Origin of the sequence: Amycolatopsis bullii (genome assembly GCF_014654205.1) — a bacterium.
GTDB classification, from domain to species: domain Bacteria; phylum Actinomycetota; class Actinomycetes; order Mycobacteriales; family Pseudonocardiaceae; genus Amycolatopsis; species Amycolatopsis plumensis.
Genome location: NZ_BNAW01000023.1, coordinates 53338 through 67820 on the forward strand (window position 1 = coordinate 53338; position 14483 = coordinate 67820).

The following is a 14483-nucleotide window of genomic DNA, read 5'->3' on the forward strand; positions in this document are numbered from 1 at the left end:
GCGGATGACACCGGGCTTCGGATTTCCGTTCGGGTGCGTGGCCGCCGTCGCCGCCGTGATCGTGGCGGACCTGGCCGGGGCGACGGGCCGTCCCTGGTATGCGCTGGTCACCCTGGGCGCGGTCGTCCTGGCCTTCGCCTGCCGAATTCCCCTCACCGCCGCGGGCGGCGTCGCCGTGGTCGCCTGGGCGTTGCACACGGGTTTCATCCTCGGCCGCTTCGGCGAACTCACCTTCGGCGCCCCGGCCCGCCTCGCCGCGCTCGTCCTCGCCGCAGCCCTGGCCATCGGCGCCCTGACCCGCGCCGCGTCGACCCTCCAGGTACGCAAGCCGGCTTCCCGCTCACGCCAGCCGACCCTTCAGGTACGCAAGCCGACCCTTCAGGCACGCCATCCGACCCTCCAGGTACGCAAGTCGTCCCTCGGGGTACGCGAGTCGTCCGTCCGGGTTCGCGAGTTCGCCGGGCGGGTGCTCCGGGTGCCGTGATCGGAGGGGTCAGCTCGCGTGTTCCGAAGGTCAACTCGTGTACCTGGAGGGTCGGCTTGCGTACCCAAGGGGTCGGCTTGCGTACCCAGGGGGTCGGACTGCGTGCCTGGAGGGTAGGGCGGCGTGATCAGCGGCGCGTCTCGCGTGATTGGGGGCGTAACTCACGTGATTGGGCACGGATCTCGCGTGATTGGAGGGGCATCTCGCGTGATCCCAGGGGCATCTTGCGTGATTGGAGGGGCATCACCCGTGGTGGGCGGCGCGGCGGGCGGCTGAGGCCGCCATGATGCGGGGCAGGCCGGCCGGGTGGAGGGGGTCGATGCCGGTGAGGTCGCGGATGCGGCGGAGGCGGTAGTCGACCGTGTTGGGGTGGACGTGGAGCTGGGCCGCCGTGCGACGGCGGTTCGTGTCCAGGGCCAGGTACGCGTCCAGCGTCTCGGCCAGCTCCGGGTGCGCGGCGAGGGGGTCGAGCGCCGCCGCGAGGCGGTCGCGGGCCACTCCCGGACGGGTCAGCTGGTACTCGACCAGGACGTCGTCGAGGGCGTACAGACCCGGCGGCCGGCCGAACCAGCGCAGCACGTCCAGCACTTCGCCGGTCCGCGCGGCCACTTCCCGGACCTCCGCGGGCGCCGCCGTTTCCGCGGCCGCCAGCACGGTGACCCCCGCCGCGCGCCCGGCCGCCTCCAGGACCGCGTGCCAGTCCGGGACGCGCCCGGTCACCGGCAGCAGGACGAGCCCGCCGGGACCGTCCAGTGACGCGAGCACCCCGTCACCGCACAGCCCTTCGAACGCCGCCAGGAACCGGCGGAGCTTGCGCCGGACGGCGATCTCGGCGTCCACCCCCGGCGACTCCTCGTCCGCGTGCGGCCCGAGTTCGACGCTCAGCACGAGGTACCGCGCGGGCAGCGTGATCCCGGCGCTGCGGGCGACGACGTCGACCGGCCCGCCGTCGACGAGCACCGACAGCAGCGTCCGGCGCGCGGTGTGCTCGTGCCCGACCTTCGTCCGCAGCTCCTCCAGGTACCCGCGCGTCACCGCGCCGGTGACCGTGCCGACGAACGCCAGCACCCGGTCCGCGACGTCGAGGAGGTCGGCGACGTCCGCGCGGCCCGAAGAGGCCGAGCCGACGGCGAAGATCTCCCGCGCGCCGACGTGGTACGCGGTCAGCACGGCCTCCAGCGGGAAGCCCTCCTCCGCCCGGCGGACCGCGGACGCGCCCACCTGCCGCAGCTCGGCCGCGTTGAGCTCGCGGTCCTCGCGCAGGCTCCGCGCGAACGCCCGCACCGCCTGCCGGGTGATGCCCGCGATGTCGCCGGCCAGTTCCTCCACCGGCAGCCGCCGGTAGTCGGCGACCTCGGCCTGGATGCGCGCGAGCACCCGGGCGATCAGTTCGGGCTCCTCCCGGGTGAGCCGCTCGTGCACGCGCTGCCCGCCGAGGGTGAGCTCCCCGCCGCACTTGTGCTCGGTCACAACCGATCCCCTCGTTCTCTGCCCGGATTCCCAGTCAATCCCGTGACGTCCGGTGCCGATGGTGTCACGGAGACCAACATTCGGCACTGCGTCAAGGAGGACGGCGTGCGAGTGAGAACGACGGCGTTCATCGCGATCATGGTCACCGCGCTGACGGGCGCGACGGCGGGACCGGCGGCCGCGGCCCCCGCCGGCGAGTACGTGGCACTGGGGGATTCGGCGGCGGCCGGGCCGCTGATCCTGCCGCCCGACCTCTCCTCCCCCCGGCTGCCTCCGCTCGCTGGCGGACTACCCGCACGTCGCCGCCGAGGAGCTCGGCGTGCCGCTGAAGGACGTCACCTGCTCCGGCGCGACGACGGCGGACATGACCGCCCCGCAGCAGACGTCGGCCGGCGCGGTGCCGCCGCAGCTGGACGCGCTGAGCGAGCAGACCCGCACGGTGACCGTGACGATCGGCGGCAACGACATCGGCCTGGTCGGGGCCGCGACGAGCTGCATCAACCTGCTGCCCGGCATCAACCCGGACTGCGTGGACCGCTACACCGCCGGCGGCCACGACCAGCTGGCCGAGAAGATCGCCGCGTTCGAGCCGGTGTGGGGCGCGCTGCTGGACGCGATCCACGCGAAGGCACCCAACGCCGACGTCTTCGTCGCCGGCTACGGCACCTACCTGCCGCACAACGGCTGCTGGCCGGTCGCGCCGCTGACCCCGCGCGACGCGAACTACATCCAGGGCAGCATCGACAAGACCAACGCCGCCCTCGCCCGGCAGGCCGCCGCGCACGGCGCGCAGTACGTCGACGTCCGGACGGCTTCGATCGGACACGACGTCTGCAAGCTGCCCGGCGTGAAGTGGTTCGAGAGCGTGGTCCCGACGTCGGTCGCCGCACCGATGCACCCGAACGCCGACGGCATGGCCGCGTTCGGCCGCCTGGTCGCGGCGGCGATCAGCGGGTGAAGTCCCAGCGGGTGGCGCCGTGGGGTTCGGCGGTGGCGACGCCGAAGGCCGTGTGCAGGGTGAGCCGGTACAGGTGCCAGGGCGCCGGCCCGGCGCTCGCCGCCATGAAGGGCGCGTTGAACCCGCCGTCCTCCACCGTCGCGGGCCAGCCGCCCTCGCGGTAGACGGCCGCCACCCGCTCGAGAGTGGCCGGGTCGGCGACCCGGTGGGCCTCGCCTTCCATGGTGAGGTCGAGGCCGCGCAGCCGCACCGACACGGTGCACGCCGGGTTCGCCGCCAGGTTGCGGGCCCGGCGGGTGCCCGGCCCGCTCACGAAGTACAGCGCGTCGTCCACCCAGATCGCGCCGACGCCGGCGGCGTGCGGCCGCCCGCCGGGGCGGACGGTCCCGACGAAGAAGGTCAGGTCTTCCGTGGGGGTCTGGGTGGCGAGGAGATCGCGCGCCCTGCTCCACGGCAGCGCCGCGGACCCGGGGGTTCGGTCGAGGTTCCTGGTTTCGCTGGCTTCGCTCATGCCTACGCGTCGAACGGGACGACGGCGGATCGACACGCGGCGAGAGTTTTCCCGCCGCCGGGGTCGTCGTCGCTGGTCGCGGGCACGATGGCCAGCTCGTCGACACCGGCCTCCGCGTACTCGGCGGCCTTCGCGGCGATCTCGGCGCCGGACCCGAGCAGGCCGACCACGGCGATGGCCTCGACCGGCACCGCGGCCAGCAGTTCACGCGGGTGCGGCCGGGTGCGCGCGAAGTCGATCAGGTCGCCGAAGCCCGCCGCGCGGAACATGTCCGCGTAGCCGGGAGCGGCGAGGTAGCCGACCACGCCGCGGCGGAGCTGCTCCAGCTCGGCCGGGCCCGGGTCCGCCGCGGCGACCACCCACGCGGCCACCGGCGGCGGCGGGGTCCCGAGGCGCGAAGCGGCTTCTCGCAGTCCTCGCACCAGCGTCGCCGCGGCCGCCGGGCTCACGAGGTTGACCACCATCCGGTCCGCGTGCCGCGCGGCGACGTCGAGCGCGCGCGGCCCGAACGCGGCGACCGTCACCGGGGACTTCGGGGCGGGCAGCCGCAGCCGGTAGCCCCGCGAGCCGACGACCTGGCCGTCCACAGTGGACTTCTCCCCGCTCAGCAGCTGCCGGACCGCCACGGCGGACTCCGCCAGTGCCGTGGCCGCACGATCGCGCGAGCGGCCGTGCCAGCCGCGCACGACGACGTCACTGGAGGTCCCGAGCGCGACGCCGGTCGCGCGGCCGGTCAGCGCCGCCACCGACGCGACGCCCACGGCGATCATCGCCGGGTCCCGCACGGTCACCGCCAGCGGCCCGAAAGTCAGCGAAATCCGCGAGGTGGCCGCCCCGATCGCCGTGCCGAGCGCGAAGGCGTCCCACGTCGCCATTTCGCCGATCCACAGCTCCGGGTAGCCCGCGGCCTCCGCGGCGCGGGCGGTGTCCAGTGCCTCCTCCGGCGGCCGGTCCTGCCAGAGCCCCAGCGACACCGAAAGCTTCACGCACGTCCTCCTGTACGGAACAGCCGGTTCGCCGTCCCCGGGAGACGACGAACCGGCACCAGCCCAAGGCCGCCCCGGCGAGCGGTGCTCGCCGTATCCGGTCGCGGAGGACAACCCGGCACACCATACGGGGTGCCGACCGGCCACGCCGCCTGCTCGCACCCCTCCGGCGAGCAGAAAGCGTGCCCGGCAACCGCTTCCGGGTACGCCGCACGACCGCGTGCGGCGTTGTTTCGTTCCGATCGGCCGGCGCGAGCCCTCCGGGCCGGCGCCTGCCCGCTCTCCTCGAGCCGGCCGATCGTCTCCGCCGCGCACCATCCCCACGCCCGGGAAGCCCCGGGCGCGACCCTCTCGACGGTGCTCAGGAGCGGAGGTTGTCCAGCTGGTCCGCCCGGACCCAGGTCGCGTGAAAACCGAGCGGGACACGCTGGGGAAGCAGGACCCTGGCCACGGGTCCGGCAGCGAGGTCGGCGGCGTCGAAGACGTCCAGTTCCGAGCGTCCCTCACGCTCGTCCTGCACGAACGTCACCAGATACCCGTCCGCCGAATCGACGGGTGCTCCTTCGCGGGGTGCGAACGGAGCCTCGCTGCCCCACCGGCCGGGACCGAACCGGTATTCGGTCTTCGTGCCGGCAAGATCGTCGCGGCGCACCAGCCCGTCGAACTTCAGCGTCGACTCGGGCGAGATGTGCACCGCGTAGGAGTACCGGTTCCGCCGTCCGACGCCGCGGGCGTCGACGGTCGGGAACTCGGTGTTGTCGTCGTCGAGCGGGCCCTCGTGGCACGCGCCGGTCCGCAGGTCGAAGCGGTAGCGGTGCAGCTGGGCGTCGAGCCGCAGGTAGGACAGCATCTTCGCGAGCGGCGTGTGCGCATCGGCGCGCGGCTGCGGACGCTGGACGCGGCAGACGTCGAGGACGACTTCGCCGCCCTGCTCCCAGGCGTTGACCACGTGGTAGATGTAGCACGGGCTCGCTTCGAACCACCGGATCTGGCTACCGTCTCCGTAGCGTGGCAGGACGCCGAAGCGGCTCGGCAGCGAGCGGTCGAAGTGCAGCTTGTGGCGGCCCTGTTGCGCCGCCGCGTGGTCCTGGACCAGCGGCAGGTCCATCAGCACCGCGTAGTGCTCGGTGATGGCCATGTCGTGCGGCAGGCGCGGGCCGGGCAGCTCGACGTCGGTGGTGGTCACGACCCGGCCGTCCGCGCTGATCACGCCGTAGCGCAGGTACGGCGGGCGGGGCCCGTAGTCGAACCAGAACAGCTCGCCGGTCGTCTCGTCGACCTTGGGGTGGGCCATCATGTCGCCGGCCAGCGTGCCGAGGAAGTCTTCGGCGCCGAGGGTCTCCAGCGAGAGCGGGTCGACCGCGTACGGCGAGCCGCACAGGTACCAGGTGGCGAGGATCCGGCCGCGGTGGAAGACGACGTCGGTGTTGGCGTTGTCCTTGAGGCCGAGGCCGTGGCTGTTGCCGAAGGGGTTGCCCCGCGGGTTCTCCATGACCCCGGTCCAGAGCGCCTTGCCCGCCGCGGACTCGGCTTCGAAGGCTTTCGTGCGGATCCAGCGGTTGCGATAGCGGGCCTTGCCGTTCTCCAGGTGGACGGCGTGGATCATGCCGTCGCCGTCGAACCAGTGGTAGCGGCCTTCCGGGGCGAACCGCGGGTTGGGGCCGTTGCGCAGGTAGACGCCGTTGAGGTCGTTCGGGATTTCGCCGATGACCCGCAGGTCCTCGGCGTCGATCTCGGTGCTGACCGGGGCGTGGACGCCGAGCAGGTAGGGGTTCGCCTCGGCCGCGTCCGCCGTCCTGGCCACCATCAGCGGCTGTTCGGAGGTGCTGGTCATGGACTGCTCCCTGGCTGCGCTGGCTGATGGAGAAGAGACTATGATTTGTGTACCCAGCTGTCAATAGGCTTCTTTTGGTGTAGTCAGGTGCTACCCTCAGGAGGCGATGTAACGAGGGGGACGAAGTGGTGGAGGCGACTGCACAGCGCGTCCGGCCGGCGGGAGATCCGCTCCGCCGGGCGCTCGAGCTGGTCGGTGATCAGTGGACCCTGCTCATCCTGCAGAGCCTGTTCCTGCGTTTCCGGCGGTACGAAGAACTGCGGCTGCGCCTGGGCATTTCGCCGACGGCGTTGTCCGGACGGCTGCGGGACATGGTGGACGCGGGCATGCTCACCCGGGTCCCGTACCGGGACGCGCGCCGCACGCGGCACGAGTACCGGCTGACCGAACGCGGTCTCGAGCTGTGGCCGCTGCTGATCTCGATCTGGGCGTGGGAGCGCGAGTGGGTCGAAGGCCGCCGCGAGGTGCTGCCGACGCTGATCCACCTCGACTGCGAGCTGGCTACATCAGCGCCGCTCGGCTGTGCGGCGTGCGGCCGCCGGGTCGACGCCCGGGACGTCCGCGCGGAACGGCTGGACGGCACCGGCGTCGCGGCGGCGACGGCGTCCAAGCGCTTCCGCCGCAAGGACGCGGATTCGCTGGCCGGCGACCCGCTGATGTTCTTCCCGGACACGATGGAGCTGCTCGGCGACCGGTGGTCGACCGGCCTGGTGGTCTCGGCGCTGCTCGGGTGCCGGCACTTTTCGGAGTTCGAGCGCGAGCTGGGCATCGGGCCGAGCGTGCTGTCGGCCCGGCTGAGCAAGCTGGTCGAGGTCGGCGTGCTGCGCACGGGCACGGCGGCCACGCGCACGGACGCGCGCGACTACCGGCTGACGGCGAAGGGCCTGGCGTTCTTCCCGGCACTGGCGTTCATCGCGGAGTGGTCGCGCGGCTTCGAGGTGGCGGGCCAGGAGCCGGACATCACGCTGCACCACATCGAATGCGGCGAGCGGCTGCGCCCGATGCTGCTGTGCGACCACTGCGGCCGCCCGCTGACCCGCACGTCCGTGCAGTTCGGCGGCGTGCCGAGCCCGCAGCGCTGACGACGTGACCCAAATCGACTCGCCAAGCAGTTTGAGTGATGCCAGGCTGGGGCGGTCACACGTCGTCGTTTTCGGAGGTAAGCATGAGTGAACCGGACCCGTCGCCCAGCGGCGAGGAGGACGACGTCAAGCGCAAGTTCCGCGAAGCGCTCGAGCGCAAGCAGGCCCACGCGCGCACGGGAGCGTCCCACGAGAACGGCGGCGGCAAGAACCAGCACGCCCACGGCCCGGCGGCGAACAAGCGCACGTTCCGCCGCAAGAGCGGCTGAGACGACGGATCGAAGGCCCCACCGCGAGCGGTGGGGCCTTCGCCGTGTCAGGGCGTGAACTCGCCGAGGTGGTCCAGGACCACGAATTCACTGCCCGGGCTCGCCGCCGCCACCGCCTTGCGCAGCACCTCCAGCCCGCCGTTGGGGTCGTGGGCCTGGCCCAGCGGCAGGTCGAAGTCGTCCCAATGGGTGGCCGCCACCCGGCTCGGGTGGCCCAACGTGCGCAGCAGCCGCGGGAGGTACTCCCGGACCTTCGCCCCGCCCGGCGGCACCAGCACGACGTCCGGCCGCAGGCCCGCCAGCTCGGACTCGACGTAGTTCGAACCGCCGAAGTCCAGCACGCTCGCCCCGCCACCGGACACCAGGTACGCCAGCGTGCCGCCTTCCAGCAGGTCCGAAATCACCCGCGGGCGATCCCGGCGGGACAGGGACCGGGTGCCGGGGAAGGCCACCTGCGCCCGGGCGCCCGTCGCCGAGTGCAGGGAGCGCAGTACCCGGATCGAGTAGCCGTCGAACACCAGGTCCTCGCCGCCGGTCGCGATGGCCAGCTGGTCCTCGGGCGCTCCCATGGCCCCCATGAGACTCAAATGCGTCTCGGTGCCGATGACCGTCGCCCCCGTCCGCTGCGCCAGGTAGGGGACGTCGGTCAGGTGGTCGTAGTGGCCGTGGGTCACCAGGATGTGGTCCGCCCGGAGGAAACCGCGGTCGAGGTAGCCGTCGATCAGCGCGCGGTTCACCGAAAGCGGTGTTCGCGGATCCGCGCCGGCCGACGTGTACGTCCCCGTCTTGAACCGGGTCAGCCACGGGTCGATGAGGACCGTCTTCGACCCGATCCGGATTTCCCAGCCGTTGTTTCCCCACCACCGCAACGTCATTCCCGAAGCCGCTCGCGCCACGGCCGGGACGCCCGCCAGGATCGCGGCCGCCGCCGCGCCCGCGCCGAACAGCCCGCGCCTGCTCACTCCTTTGTCCATACCGGACACCCGACCACGACCCGGACCCCGCTGTCCAAGATCACCCGGAAGGCAATTCGATATGCGGACGGCTATCGTCGCAGCGTGGACCATCTCCGTTCGCTGCGCTATTTCCTCGTGGTCGCTGACGAACTGCACTTCGGCCGGGCCGCCGACCGGCTCGGGATCGCGCAGCCGCCGTTGAGCCAGCGCGTCAAGCGGCTCGAAGCCGAGCTGGGCGCGAAGCTGTTCGAACGCGGCCGCCGCGTCACCCTCACCGAAGCCGGCGAAGTGCTGCGTGCCGAGGCCCGGGACCTGCTCTCCCGGTGGGATCGCATGACGGCGCTCGTCGCGAAGGCCGAACGCGGGGAGCTCGACAGCCTGCGCGCGGGTGTACCCCCGGAACTGCCCGGCCGGGTGCTGGCCGCGATCCTGACGAAGTTCGCCGAGGAGTGTCCGGCCGTCCGGCTGGACCTGCAGGAACTCACCACCGCCGAACAGGCCCGGCTGCTCGCCGACCGCGAACTCGACGCCGGTCTCCTGCAGCTGCCGGTGGACGCGGTCGGGCTCGAACTCGGCCCGGTCGTCGACACCCCGCTGGGCGTGGTGCTCCCCCGCGACTCGCCGCTCGCCCGCCGCGCCCGGCTCACCCTCGCCGACCTGGCCGGGGAAGGCCTGGTCCACGCCCCGCGCGCCGCCGCGCCGGGAAGCTACGACACGCTGCTGCGCACCTGCTGGGACCACGGCTTCCGCCCGGCCGCGATCCGGCACGCCCGCAACCCCGAGTTCGTGCTGGGCCTGGTCCTGGCCGGGCACGGCGTGGCCTTCGAACCCGGCGCGCGCAAGGAACCGCGGGTGGTGTGGCGCCCGCTCGAAGGCGAGGTGCTGCGGGCCCGGATGGCGTTCGCCTGGCCCTCGACCACCCCGCACCCGCAGGCGGCGACGCTCGCCGGGATCGCGGCCGGGGTGCTCGGCGACGACGGGGTTTCGCGGCTGGTGCCACCTCCGCAGGGTCCCCGGCCGTGGGACGTGTTCTACGAACGGAGCTGACCTGAACCGCGGCGCCCGGCCGGCCCGCCGACCGCCACCTACGACCGCAACTGCTCGACCGCCGTCCGGGCGGCTTCCCCGATCGCGCGGTCGATGTCCGGGCGCCGCAGCGTCTCCCCGCCGCCGGTCGTGAACACCGCCACCGCGTACTCCGCTCCGTCCGGGTAGGTCGCGACGCCGATTTCGTTGCGGATCCCCGGCATCGTGCCCGTCTTGCCCGCCACCGCCACCTCCGGCGGGAACCCCGCCGTCAGCCGGTGCCAGCTGACCTGCGCGGACATCCATTCCCGCACCGGGGCACCCGCCTCGTCGGCCCAGAGCGCCGACAGCAGCGCCGTCATCTCACGGGGCGTGGTCGCGGACGTCCGAAGTGGATCCAGCGCCCGCAGCGGCCGGCCCGCGCCGGTGTCTTCGATGATCGTGCGCAGCACGTCCCGGGGCGCGCCGAGCACCGTCGTGCGGGTCAGGCCCAGCTCGGCCAGCAGCGACCGGACGTTGTCCACGCCCACGCGGTCGAACAGCAGGTCGGCGGCCGTGTTGTCGGAGACCGAAAGGGCCAGCAGCGCCGCGTCCCGCAGGCTGTAGGAAACGTCGTCCGCGAACCCCGCCGAACCGGTGCCGCCCAGGCGGTCCGCCGCCGACACGTGCACCCGGTCGGCCGGGTCCAGCAGCCCGGCCGCGACCTGCCGGGCGAATTCGTACGCCAGCGGCACCTTCACCACGGACGCCAGGACGACCGGCGAGTCCTCGTCCAGCCCCACCGAATCGGGAGAACCGAGACGGTGGGCGTGCAGGAAACCCCGCACGCCCACCGCTTCGAAAATCGCGGAAAGGCTCACCCGGTCATGATGGACCGCAGCCGCCCGACCTCCGCCATCCGCCGCTCGGCGAGCCGGTCGGCCGCCGTCGCCGGGGGCACGCCGTCGGTGTCGGCCAGCGCGAACACGGCCTTCGTCGTGTCGTAGATGGCCGTCGTCTTGCGCTTCGCGCGGTCGAAGTCGAAGCCGTGGCGCTCGTCGTCGACCTGGATCACGCCACCGGCGTTGACCAGGTAGTCCGGCGCGTACAGGACACCCCGGTCGGCGAGCTGCTTGTCGATGCCCGCGTGCGCGAGCTGGTTGTTCGCCGCGCCGCAGACGATCCGGGCGCCGAGCACCGGCACGGTTTCGTCGTTCAGCACACCACCCAGCGCGCACGGCGCGAAGACGTCCAACTCGGCCCGCACCAGGGAGTCCACATCGGACGCGACTTGCACGGACGGGTACACCGACCGGGTCCGCTCGATGGCCGGCGACCACACGTCGGTGATCGTCACCTGCGCGCCGGCCTCGACGAGGTGCCCGACCAGGATGTGGCCGACCTTGCCGACGCCGGCCACGCCGACGCGCTTGCCGGCCAGGTCCGGGCTGCCCCAGACGTGCTCGGCCGAGGCCCGCATGCCCTGGAAGACGCCGAACGCGGTCAGCACGGACGAGTCGCCGGCGCCACCGTCCTCGGGCGACCGGCCGGTGACGTACTGGCTTTCGCGGGCCACGACGTCCATGTCCTGCACGTACGTGCCCACGTCGCACGCCGTGATGTAGCGGCCGCCCAGGGACTGCACGAAGCGCCCGTACGCGCGCAGCAGCGCTTCGGACTTGAGCGTCTTCGGGTCGCCGATGATGACGGCCTTGCCGCCGCCGAGGTCGAGCCCGGCCAGCGCGTTCTTGTACGCCATGCCCTTGGACAGCGCCAGGACGTCGTCGAGCGCGTCGGATTCGGTGGCGTAGGGGTGGAAGCGCGTCCCGCCCAGAGCGGGGCCGAGCGCGGTGGAGTAGATGCCGATGATGGCCTTGAGGCCACTGGCCTGGTCGTGGCAGTACACGACCTGTTCGTGCCCGGTGCCCCGGGCGAACACTCCTTCGGTCACGGTGGTGACTCCTTTGTCATCCGCGCCCGGTTTCGTGGCCGGGACGCGCTTCACGGGTTGGCGGGTTCCCGGTGCGGAGGTCGTCCGCTCGGGTGCCCGGGACCAACCTAGATCCCCGATGATCGCGAGACCAGTGGTGGTCTCGGCATACGGACCGGTAATCAGCCCGCGATCACCTTGCCCAGGGTGCGCATGGCCGTCTCGAGCTGCGTGTCCGACAGGTACGGCGCCGGACCGAAGCGCAGGTACGACCCCCGGCTGTCGGTGCGGACGCCTTCCACGGCCAGCGCCGCCTGCAGGCCGGCCGCGTCGGCGCAGCGCAGCGAGAGGAACCCGCCGAGCCGCTCCAGCTCCACCGAACGGTCCCGCGTGACGACGTCCTCGGGCAGCCCGAGCGAGTCGAACACCGACGCGAGCAGGCCGACCTGGTGCTGCGACACCTGGCGGAGGAACTCGGGGGTGAGCCCCTGCTCGGCGAAGAACCGCTGCACCCGGACGCCGCGGTAGTGGCTGGCCGGGTCGTAGGTGGCGCCGGCGAACCGGTCGCCGCCGATGGCGTAGGGCACCTGGCCGGGGTGGCGCTCGTCGGCGAGGGCGCCGAACTCGGCGTACCAGCCGGTGATCACCGGCCGCAGCTCCTGGGCGTGCGCGGGCAGCCGCAGGAAGCAGTTGCCCTCGCCCAGCTGCAGGTACTTGTAGCCGCCACCGAGCACCCAGGCGTTGGTGAGCCCGAGGTCGTGCAGGGCGAACGGCACGACGCCGAGCGCGTGGTAGGCGTCGACGACGAGCTCGATCGAGCGGCCGCGGCAGACGTCGGCGAGGTGCGCGAGGCCCGGGACGAGCCTGGAGGTCTCGAACAGCACGGCCGAGACGAGCACGGCGGCGGTGTTGCCGTCGACCTCACCCGCCACGCGCTCGGCGAGCGTCGTGACCGGGTCGAGCGGCACCCGCACCACCTCGACGCCCTCCTCTTCGAGGCGGGCGAGCTGACGGCGGAGGGTGTGGAACTCGCCGTCGGTGGTGACCAGGCGCGGCCGGCGCGGCAGCTCCATCGCCGACAGGAACCGCAGCACCAGGTCGTGCGTGCTCGCGCCGAGCGCGTATTCGCCGTGCGGGTCGCCGAGCAGCAGGCGGAAGCCCGCACGCAGCTGGTCCGCCTTCGCGGAGGCGCGCTCCCACTTGGCGTCGACGTCCCGGGCGGCGTCGGCGAAGGACTCCAGAAGCCCCTCCTCGGCGACGTCCGGCCAAGCCTGGTGCGAATGCCCGGAGAGCAGCAGGCGGTCGGCCACCGCAAACCGGGTGTAGTGCGCGGCGAGGCTGTTGGCGTCCGCGCGCAGGTCGTCCAAAGTGGTCACAGTCGGCTCCGTACGGCCCAGAGATCCGGGAACATCGGCTGGAAAAGCGTGGTACGCAGGTAGGTCGCGCCGGATGATCCTCCCGTCCCGGTCTTGTCGCCGATGGTGCGTTCGACCATCTTCACGTGCCGGTAGCGCCACTCCTGCATCCCTTCGTCGAGATCGACCAGACACTCCGCGACGACCGAGGGTCCCCCGTCGTCGCTGTACACGTCCAGCAATATCGCCTGCAGGGCCGGGGACGGCTCCACCGAGCGAGTGACGTCTCGGTCACACTCCACGGCATAGCCAGAAACCTTGAGGTACGCGAGAAAAGAGTCGAACAAGGACGGTCGCGCCATCGCTTCGGCAATGCGTTTGCGCTGCTCGCCGCCTTCGGGGTAGTGCGCGAACACGCGCTCGTCACGCCGTCCCAGCACCGCCTCCAGCTCGCGGAACTGGGCCGACTGGAAGCCGCTCGAAGCGTCCAAACGGGCGCGGAAACTGGTGAACTGGCTGGGCGTCATGGTTTCCAGCACGTCGATCTGCGCGACCGCGACCTTGAGGATGGTCAGGATCCGGCGCAGCGTCCGGATGGAGTGCGCGGTGTTGCCCTTTTCCAGGTTCGCCTGGAGGAAGGCAGCTTCGTGCAGGATCTGCTTGAACCACAGTTCGTACACCTGGTGGATCACGATGAACAGCAGCTCGTCGTGCTCGTCGGAGCGCAGGCGCTGCGCGTTCAGCACGTCGTCGAGCCCGAGGTACGAGGTGTAGCTCAGGGCTTCCTGCGTTGCTTGGCTGGGTTCGGTCATCCCTTGGTCACCTCGTCGAAATGGCGCTGCGCGGGGTCCGCGAGCGCGGTGTACAGATCGTGGAACAGCTCGACCGCCGCCGCCCGGCAGTCCGGGGCCGGCACCAGGCCGGCGGGCAGTTCCGGGTCGAGCGACGGGAACATCCGGAAGGTGTGCACCAGCCGGGTGCGCACCGCGAACGCCTCCGCGTCCGGCGGCTCCCGGCCCGCGTACCCGCCGAACTGGCCGACGAACGCGGCGTACCGCGCGGCCAGGTCGTCGAGGTCCCAGGCCCGGCCGGCGAACCGGCGGACGTCGAGGGCGGCCGACGGGCGGCCGAGCAGCAGCCCGGCGTGCTCGGTGACGTCCAGCTCGTCGAGCAGGGCCACGACCTCGGCCTCCCGGTCGTGCGGGGCGATCCAGGTGCCGTCGGAGTAGGGCCCGAACCCGAGGAACCGCAGCCGCCGGACCAGGCGTTCCCGCGCCTGGCGGCGGCTCTCCGGGATGTTCTGCCAGAGGACGGTCCACTCGCCCGCGGCGCGCTCGCGGCGGCCGAGGGAGAAGATCCGGTGGTCGCCGTCGGCGAGCAGCGCGACCGTGCGCTGGGTCAGCGAGTAGTGCACGGTGCGGCCTTCGCGGTGGCGCTGCAGGAGGCCGCGGCGCACCAGGCGGGTGAGCGCGATCCGGGCGGCGCCGTCGGAGAAGCCCAGCTCGGCGAGCACCGCGACCAGGCCACCCGACCACACCCGGCGGGTTTCGCGCGGGTGCACGTAGCTGCCCAGCAACGTCATGACCAGCTCCTGGGGGCCGGCTTCGAAAGCGTCTCCGGGCATGGGAGCAACTCTATACACC

The 14483-nt window shown here is 72.4% G+C and carries 14 protein-coding genes and 1 pseudogene; 5 read left to right on the plus strand and 10 right to left on the minus strand.

All coding sequences use genetic code 11. The features are described from left to right. The first annotated feature begins 4 nt into the window (after positions 1-4). Complete coding sequence (locus IE317_RS24365) at positions 5-484, plus strand: hypothetical protein (protein WP_191313654.1); 480 nt, start codon at positions 5-7, stop codon at positions 482-484. Between the two features lie 243 nt (positions 485-727). On the opposite strand, the gene IE317_RS24370 is transcribed toward IE317_RS24365, so the two are convergent. Further along, positions 728-1954, minus strand: coding sequence for a PucR family transcriptional regulator (locus IE317_RS24370; RefSeq protein ID WP_191313655.1), 1227 nt, complete (start codon positions 1952-1954; stop codon positions 728-730). 111 nt (positions 1955-2065) lie between these two features. Here IE317_RS24370 and IE317_RS24375 point away from each other — a divergent pair. Next, positions 2066-2912, plus strand: a pseudogene (locus IE317_RS24375) (SGNH/GDSL hydrolase family protein). On the opposite strand, the gene IE317_RS24380 reads toward IE317_RS24375, so the two are convergent. The 3 genes from IE317_RS24380 to IE317_RS24390 form a co-directional block, all read right to left on the minus strand. Beyond that, positions 2902-3423: a pyridoxamine 5'-phosphate oxidase family protein gene (locus tag IE317_RS24380; RefSeq protein ID WP_191313656.1), complete on the minus strand. Its 522-nt coding sequence runs from the start codon at positions 3421-3423 to the stop codon at positions 2902-2904. The pseudogene IE317_RS24375 and the gene IE317_RS24380 overlap by 11 nt on opposite strands. Positions 3424-3425: 2 nt before the next feature. Further along, positions 3426-4409, minus strand: a complete 984-nt coding sequence (locus tag IE317_RS24385; RefSeq protein WP_191313657.1) for an LLM class F420-dependent oxidoreductase — start codon at positions 4407-4409, stop codon at positions 3426-3428. Between the two features lie 361 nt (positions 4410-4770). Next, on the minus strand, positions 4771-6243 hold the full coding sequence (locus IE317_RS24390) for a carotenoid oxygenase family protein (protein ID WP_191313658.1): 1473 nt from the start codon (positions 6241-6243) through the stop codon (positions 4771-4773). A 125-nt stretch (positions 6244-6368) separates the two neighbouring features. Here IE317_RS24390 and IE317_RS24395 point away from each other — a divergent pair, with 125 nt between their 5' ends. After that, entirely contained in the window at positions 6369-7325 is a 957-nt protein-coding gene (locus IE317_RS24395; protein WP_191313659.1) for a winged helix-turn-helix transcriptional regulator, read from the plus strand. A gap of 83 nt (positions 7326-7408) precedes the next feature. Then, positions 7409-7594, plus strand: a complete 186-nt coding sequence (locus IE317_RS24400) for a DUF5302 domain-containing protein (protein WP_191313660.1) — start codon at positions 7409-7411, stop codon at positions 7592-7594. 47 nt (positions 7595-7641) lie between these two features. Here the strand turns inward: IE317_RS24400 and IE317_RS24405 are convergent, their stop codons facing one another. Further along, entirely contained in the window at positions 7642-8568 is a 927-nt protein-coding gene (locus IE317_RS24405; protein WP_191313661.1) for an MBL fold metallo-hydrolase, read from the minus strand. A gap of 84 nt (positions 8569-8652) precedes the next feature. Here IE317_RS24405 and IE317_RS24410 point away from each other — a divergent pair, with 84 nt between their 5' ends. Continuing rightward, positions 8653-9597, plus strand: a complete 945-nt coding sequence (locus IE317_RS24410; protein ID WP_191313662.1) for a LysR substrate-binding domain-containing protein — start codon at positions 8653-8655, stop codon at positions 9595-9597. A gap of 38 nt (positions 9598-9635) precedes the next feature. Here the strand turns inward: IE317_RS24410 and IE317_RS24415 are convergent, their stop codons facing one another. The 5 genes from IE317_RS24415 to IE317_RS24435 all read right to left on the minus strand — a co-directional run bounded on the left by IE317_RS24415 (position 9636) and on the right by IE317_RS24435 (position 14464). Further along, positions 9636-10436 (minus strand): serine hydrolase, encoded by an 801-nt coding sequence (locus tag IE317_RS24415; RefSeq protein ID WP_191313663.1) that lies wholly within the window; start codon positions 10434-10436, stop codon positions 9636-9638. Beyond that, positions 10433-11506, minus strand: a complete 1074-nt coding sequence (locus IE317_RS24420; protein WP_191313664.1) for a Glu/Leu/Phe/Val dehydrogenase — start codon at positions 11504-11506, stop codon at positions 10433-10435. Before IE317_RS24420 ends, IE317_RS24415 begins: the two co-directional genes overlap by 4 nt. Before the next feature lie 161 nt (positions 11507-11667). Beyond that, positions 11668-12861, minus strand: coding sequence for a kynureninase (locus IE317_RS24425; RefSeq protein ID WP_191313665.1), 1194 nt, complete (start codon positions 12859-12861; stop codon positions 11668-11670). After that, the gene (locus tag IE317_RS24430; protein WP_191313666.1) at positions 12858-13652 is read right to left on the minus strand and encodes a tryptophan 2,3-dioxygenase; all 795 of its coding nucleotides are present in this window, start codon (positions 13650-13652) and stop codon (positions 12858-12860) included. Before IE317_RS24430 ends, IE317_RS24425 begins: the two co-directional genes overlap by 4 nt. Next, complete coding sequence (locus tag IE317_RS24435) at positions 13649-14464, minus strand: PaaX family transcriptional regulator (RefSeq protein ID WP_191313667.1); 816 nt, start codon at positions 14462-14464, stop codon at positions 13649-13651. The genes IE317_RS24430 and IE317_RS24435 overlap by 4 nt, the downstream gene beginning before the upstream one ends. Positions 14465-14483: the final 19 nt, after the last annotated feature.

What these genes read in the sequence shown, in the direction of transcription:
- IE317_RS24365 (WP_191313654.1), top strand. Translation starts at nt 5, where the DNA reads ATGACACCGGGCTTCGGATTTCCGTTCGGGTGCGTGGCCGCCGTCGCC.
- IE317_RS24380 (WP_191313656.1), bottom strand. Translation starts at nt 3,423, where the DNA reads ATGAGCGAAGCCAGCGAAACCAGGAACCTCGACCGAACCCCCGGGTCC.
- IE317_RS24390 (WP_191313658.1), bottom strand. Translation starts at nt 6,243, where the DNA reads ATGACCAGCACCTCCGAACAGCCGCTGATGGTGGCCAGGACGGCGGAC.
- IE317_RS24400 (WP_191313660.1), top strand. Translation starts at nt 7,409, where the DNA reads ATGAGTGAACCGGACCCGTCGCCCAGCGGCGAGGAGGACGACGTCAAG.
- IE317_RS24405 (WP_191313661.1), bottom strand. Translation starts at nt 8,568, where the DNA reads ATGGACAAAGGAGTGAGCAGGCGCGGGCTGTTCGGCGCGGGCGCGGCG.
- IE317_RS24430 (WP_191313666.1), bottom strand. Translation starts at nt 13,652, where the DNA reads ATGACCGAACCCAGCCAAGCAACGCAGGAAGCCCTGAGCTACACCTCG.
- IE317_RS24435 (WP_191313667.1), bottom strand. Translation starts at nt 14,464, where the DNA reads ATGCCCGGAGACGCTTTCGAAGCCGGCCCCCAGGAGCTGGTCATGACG.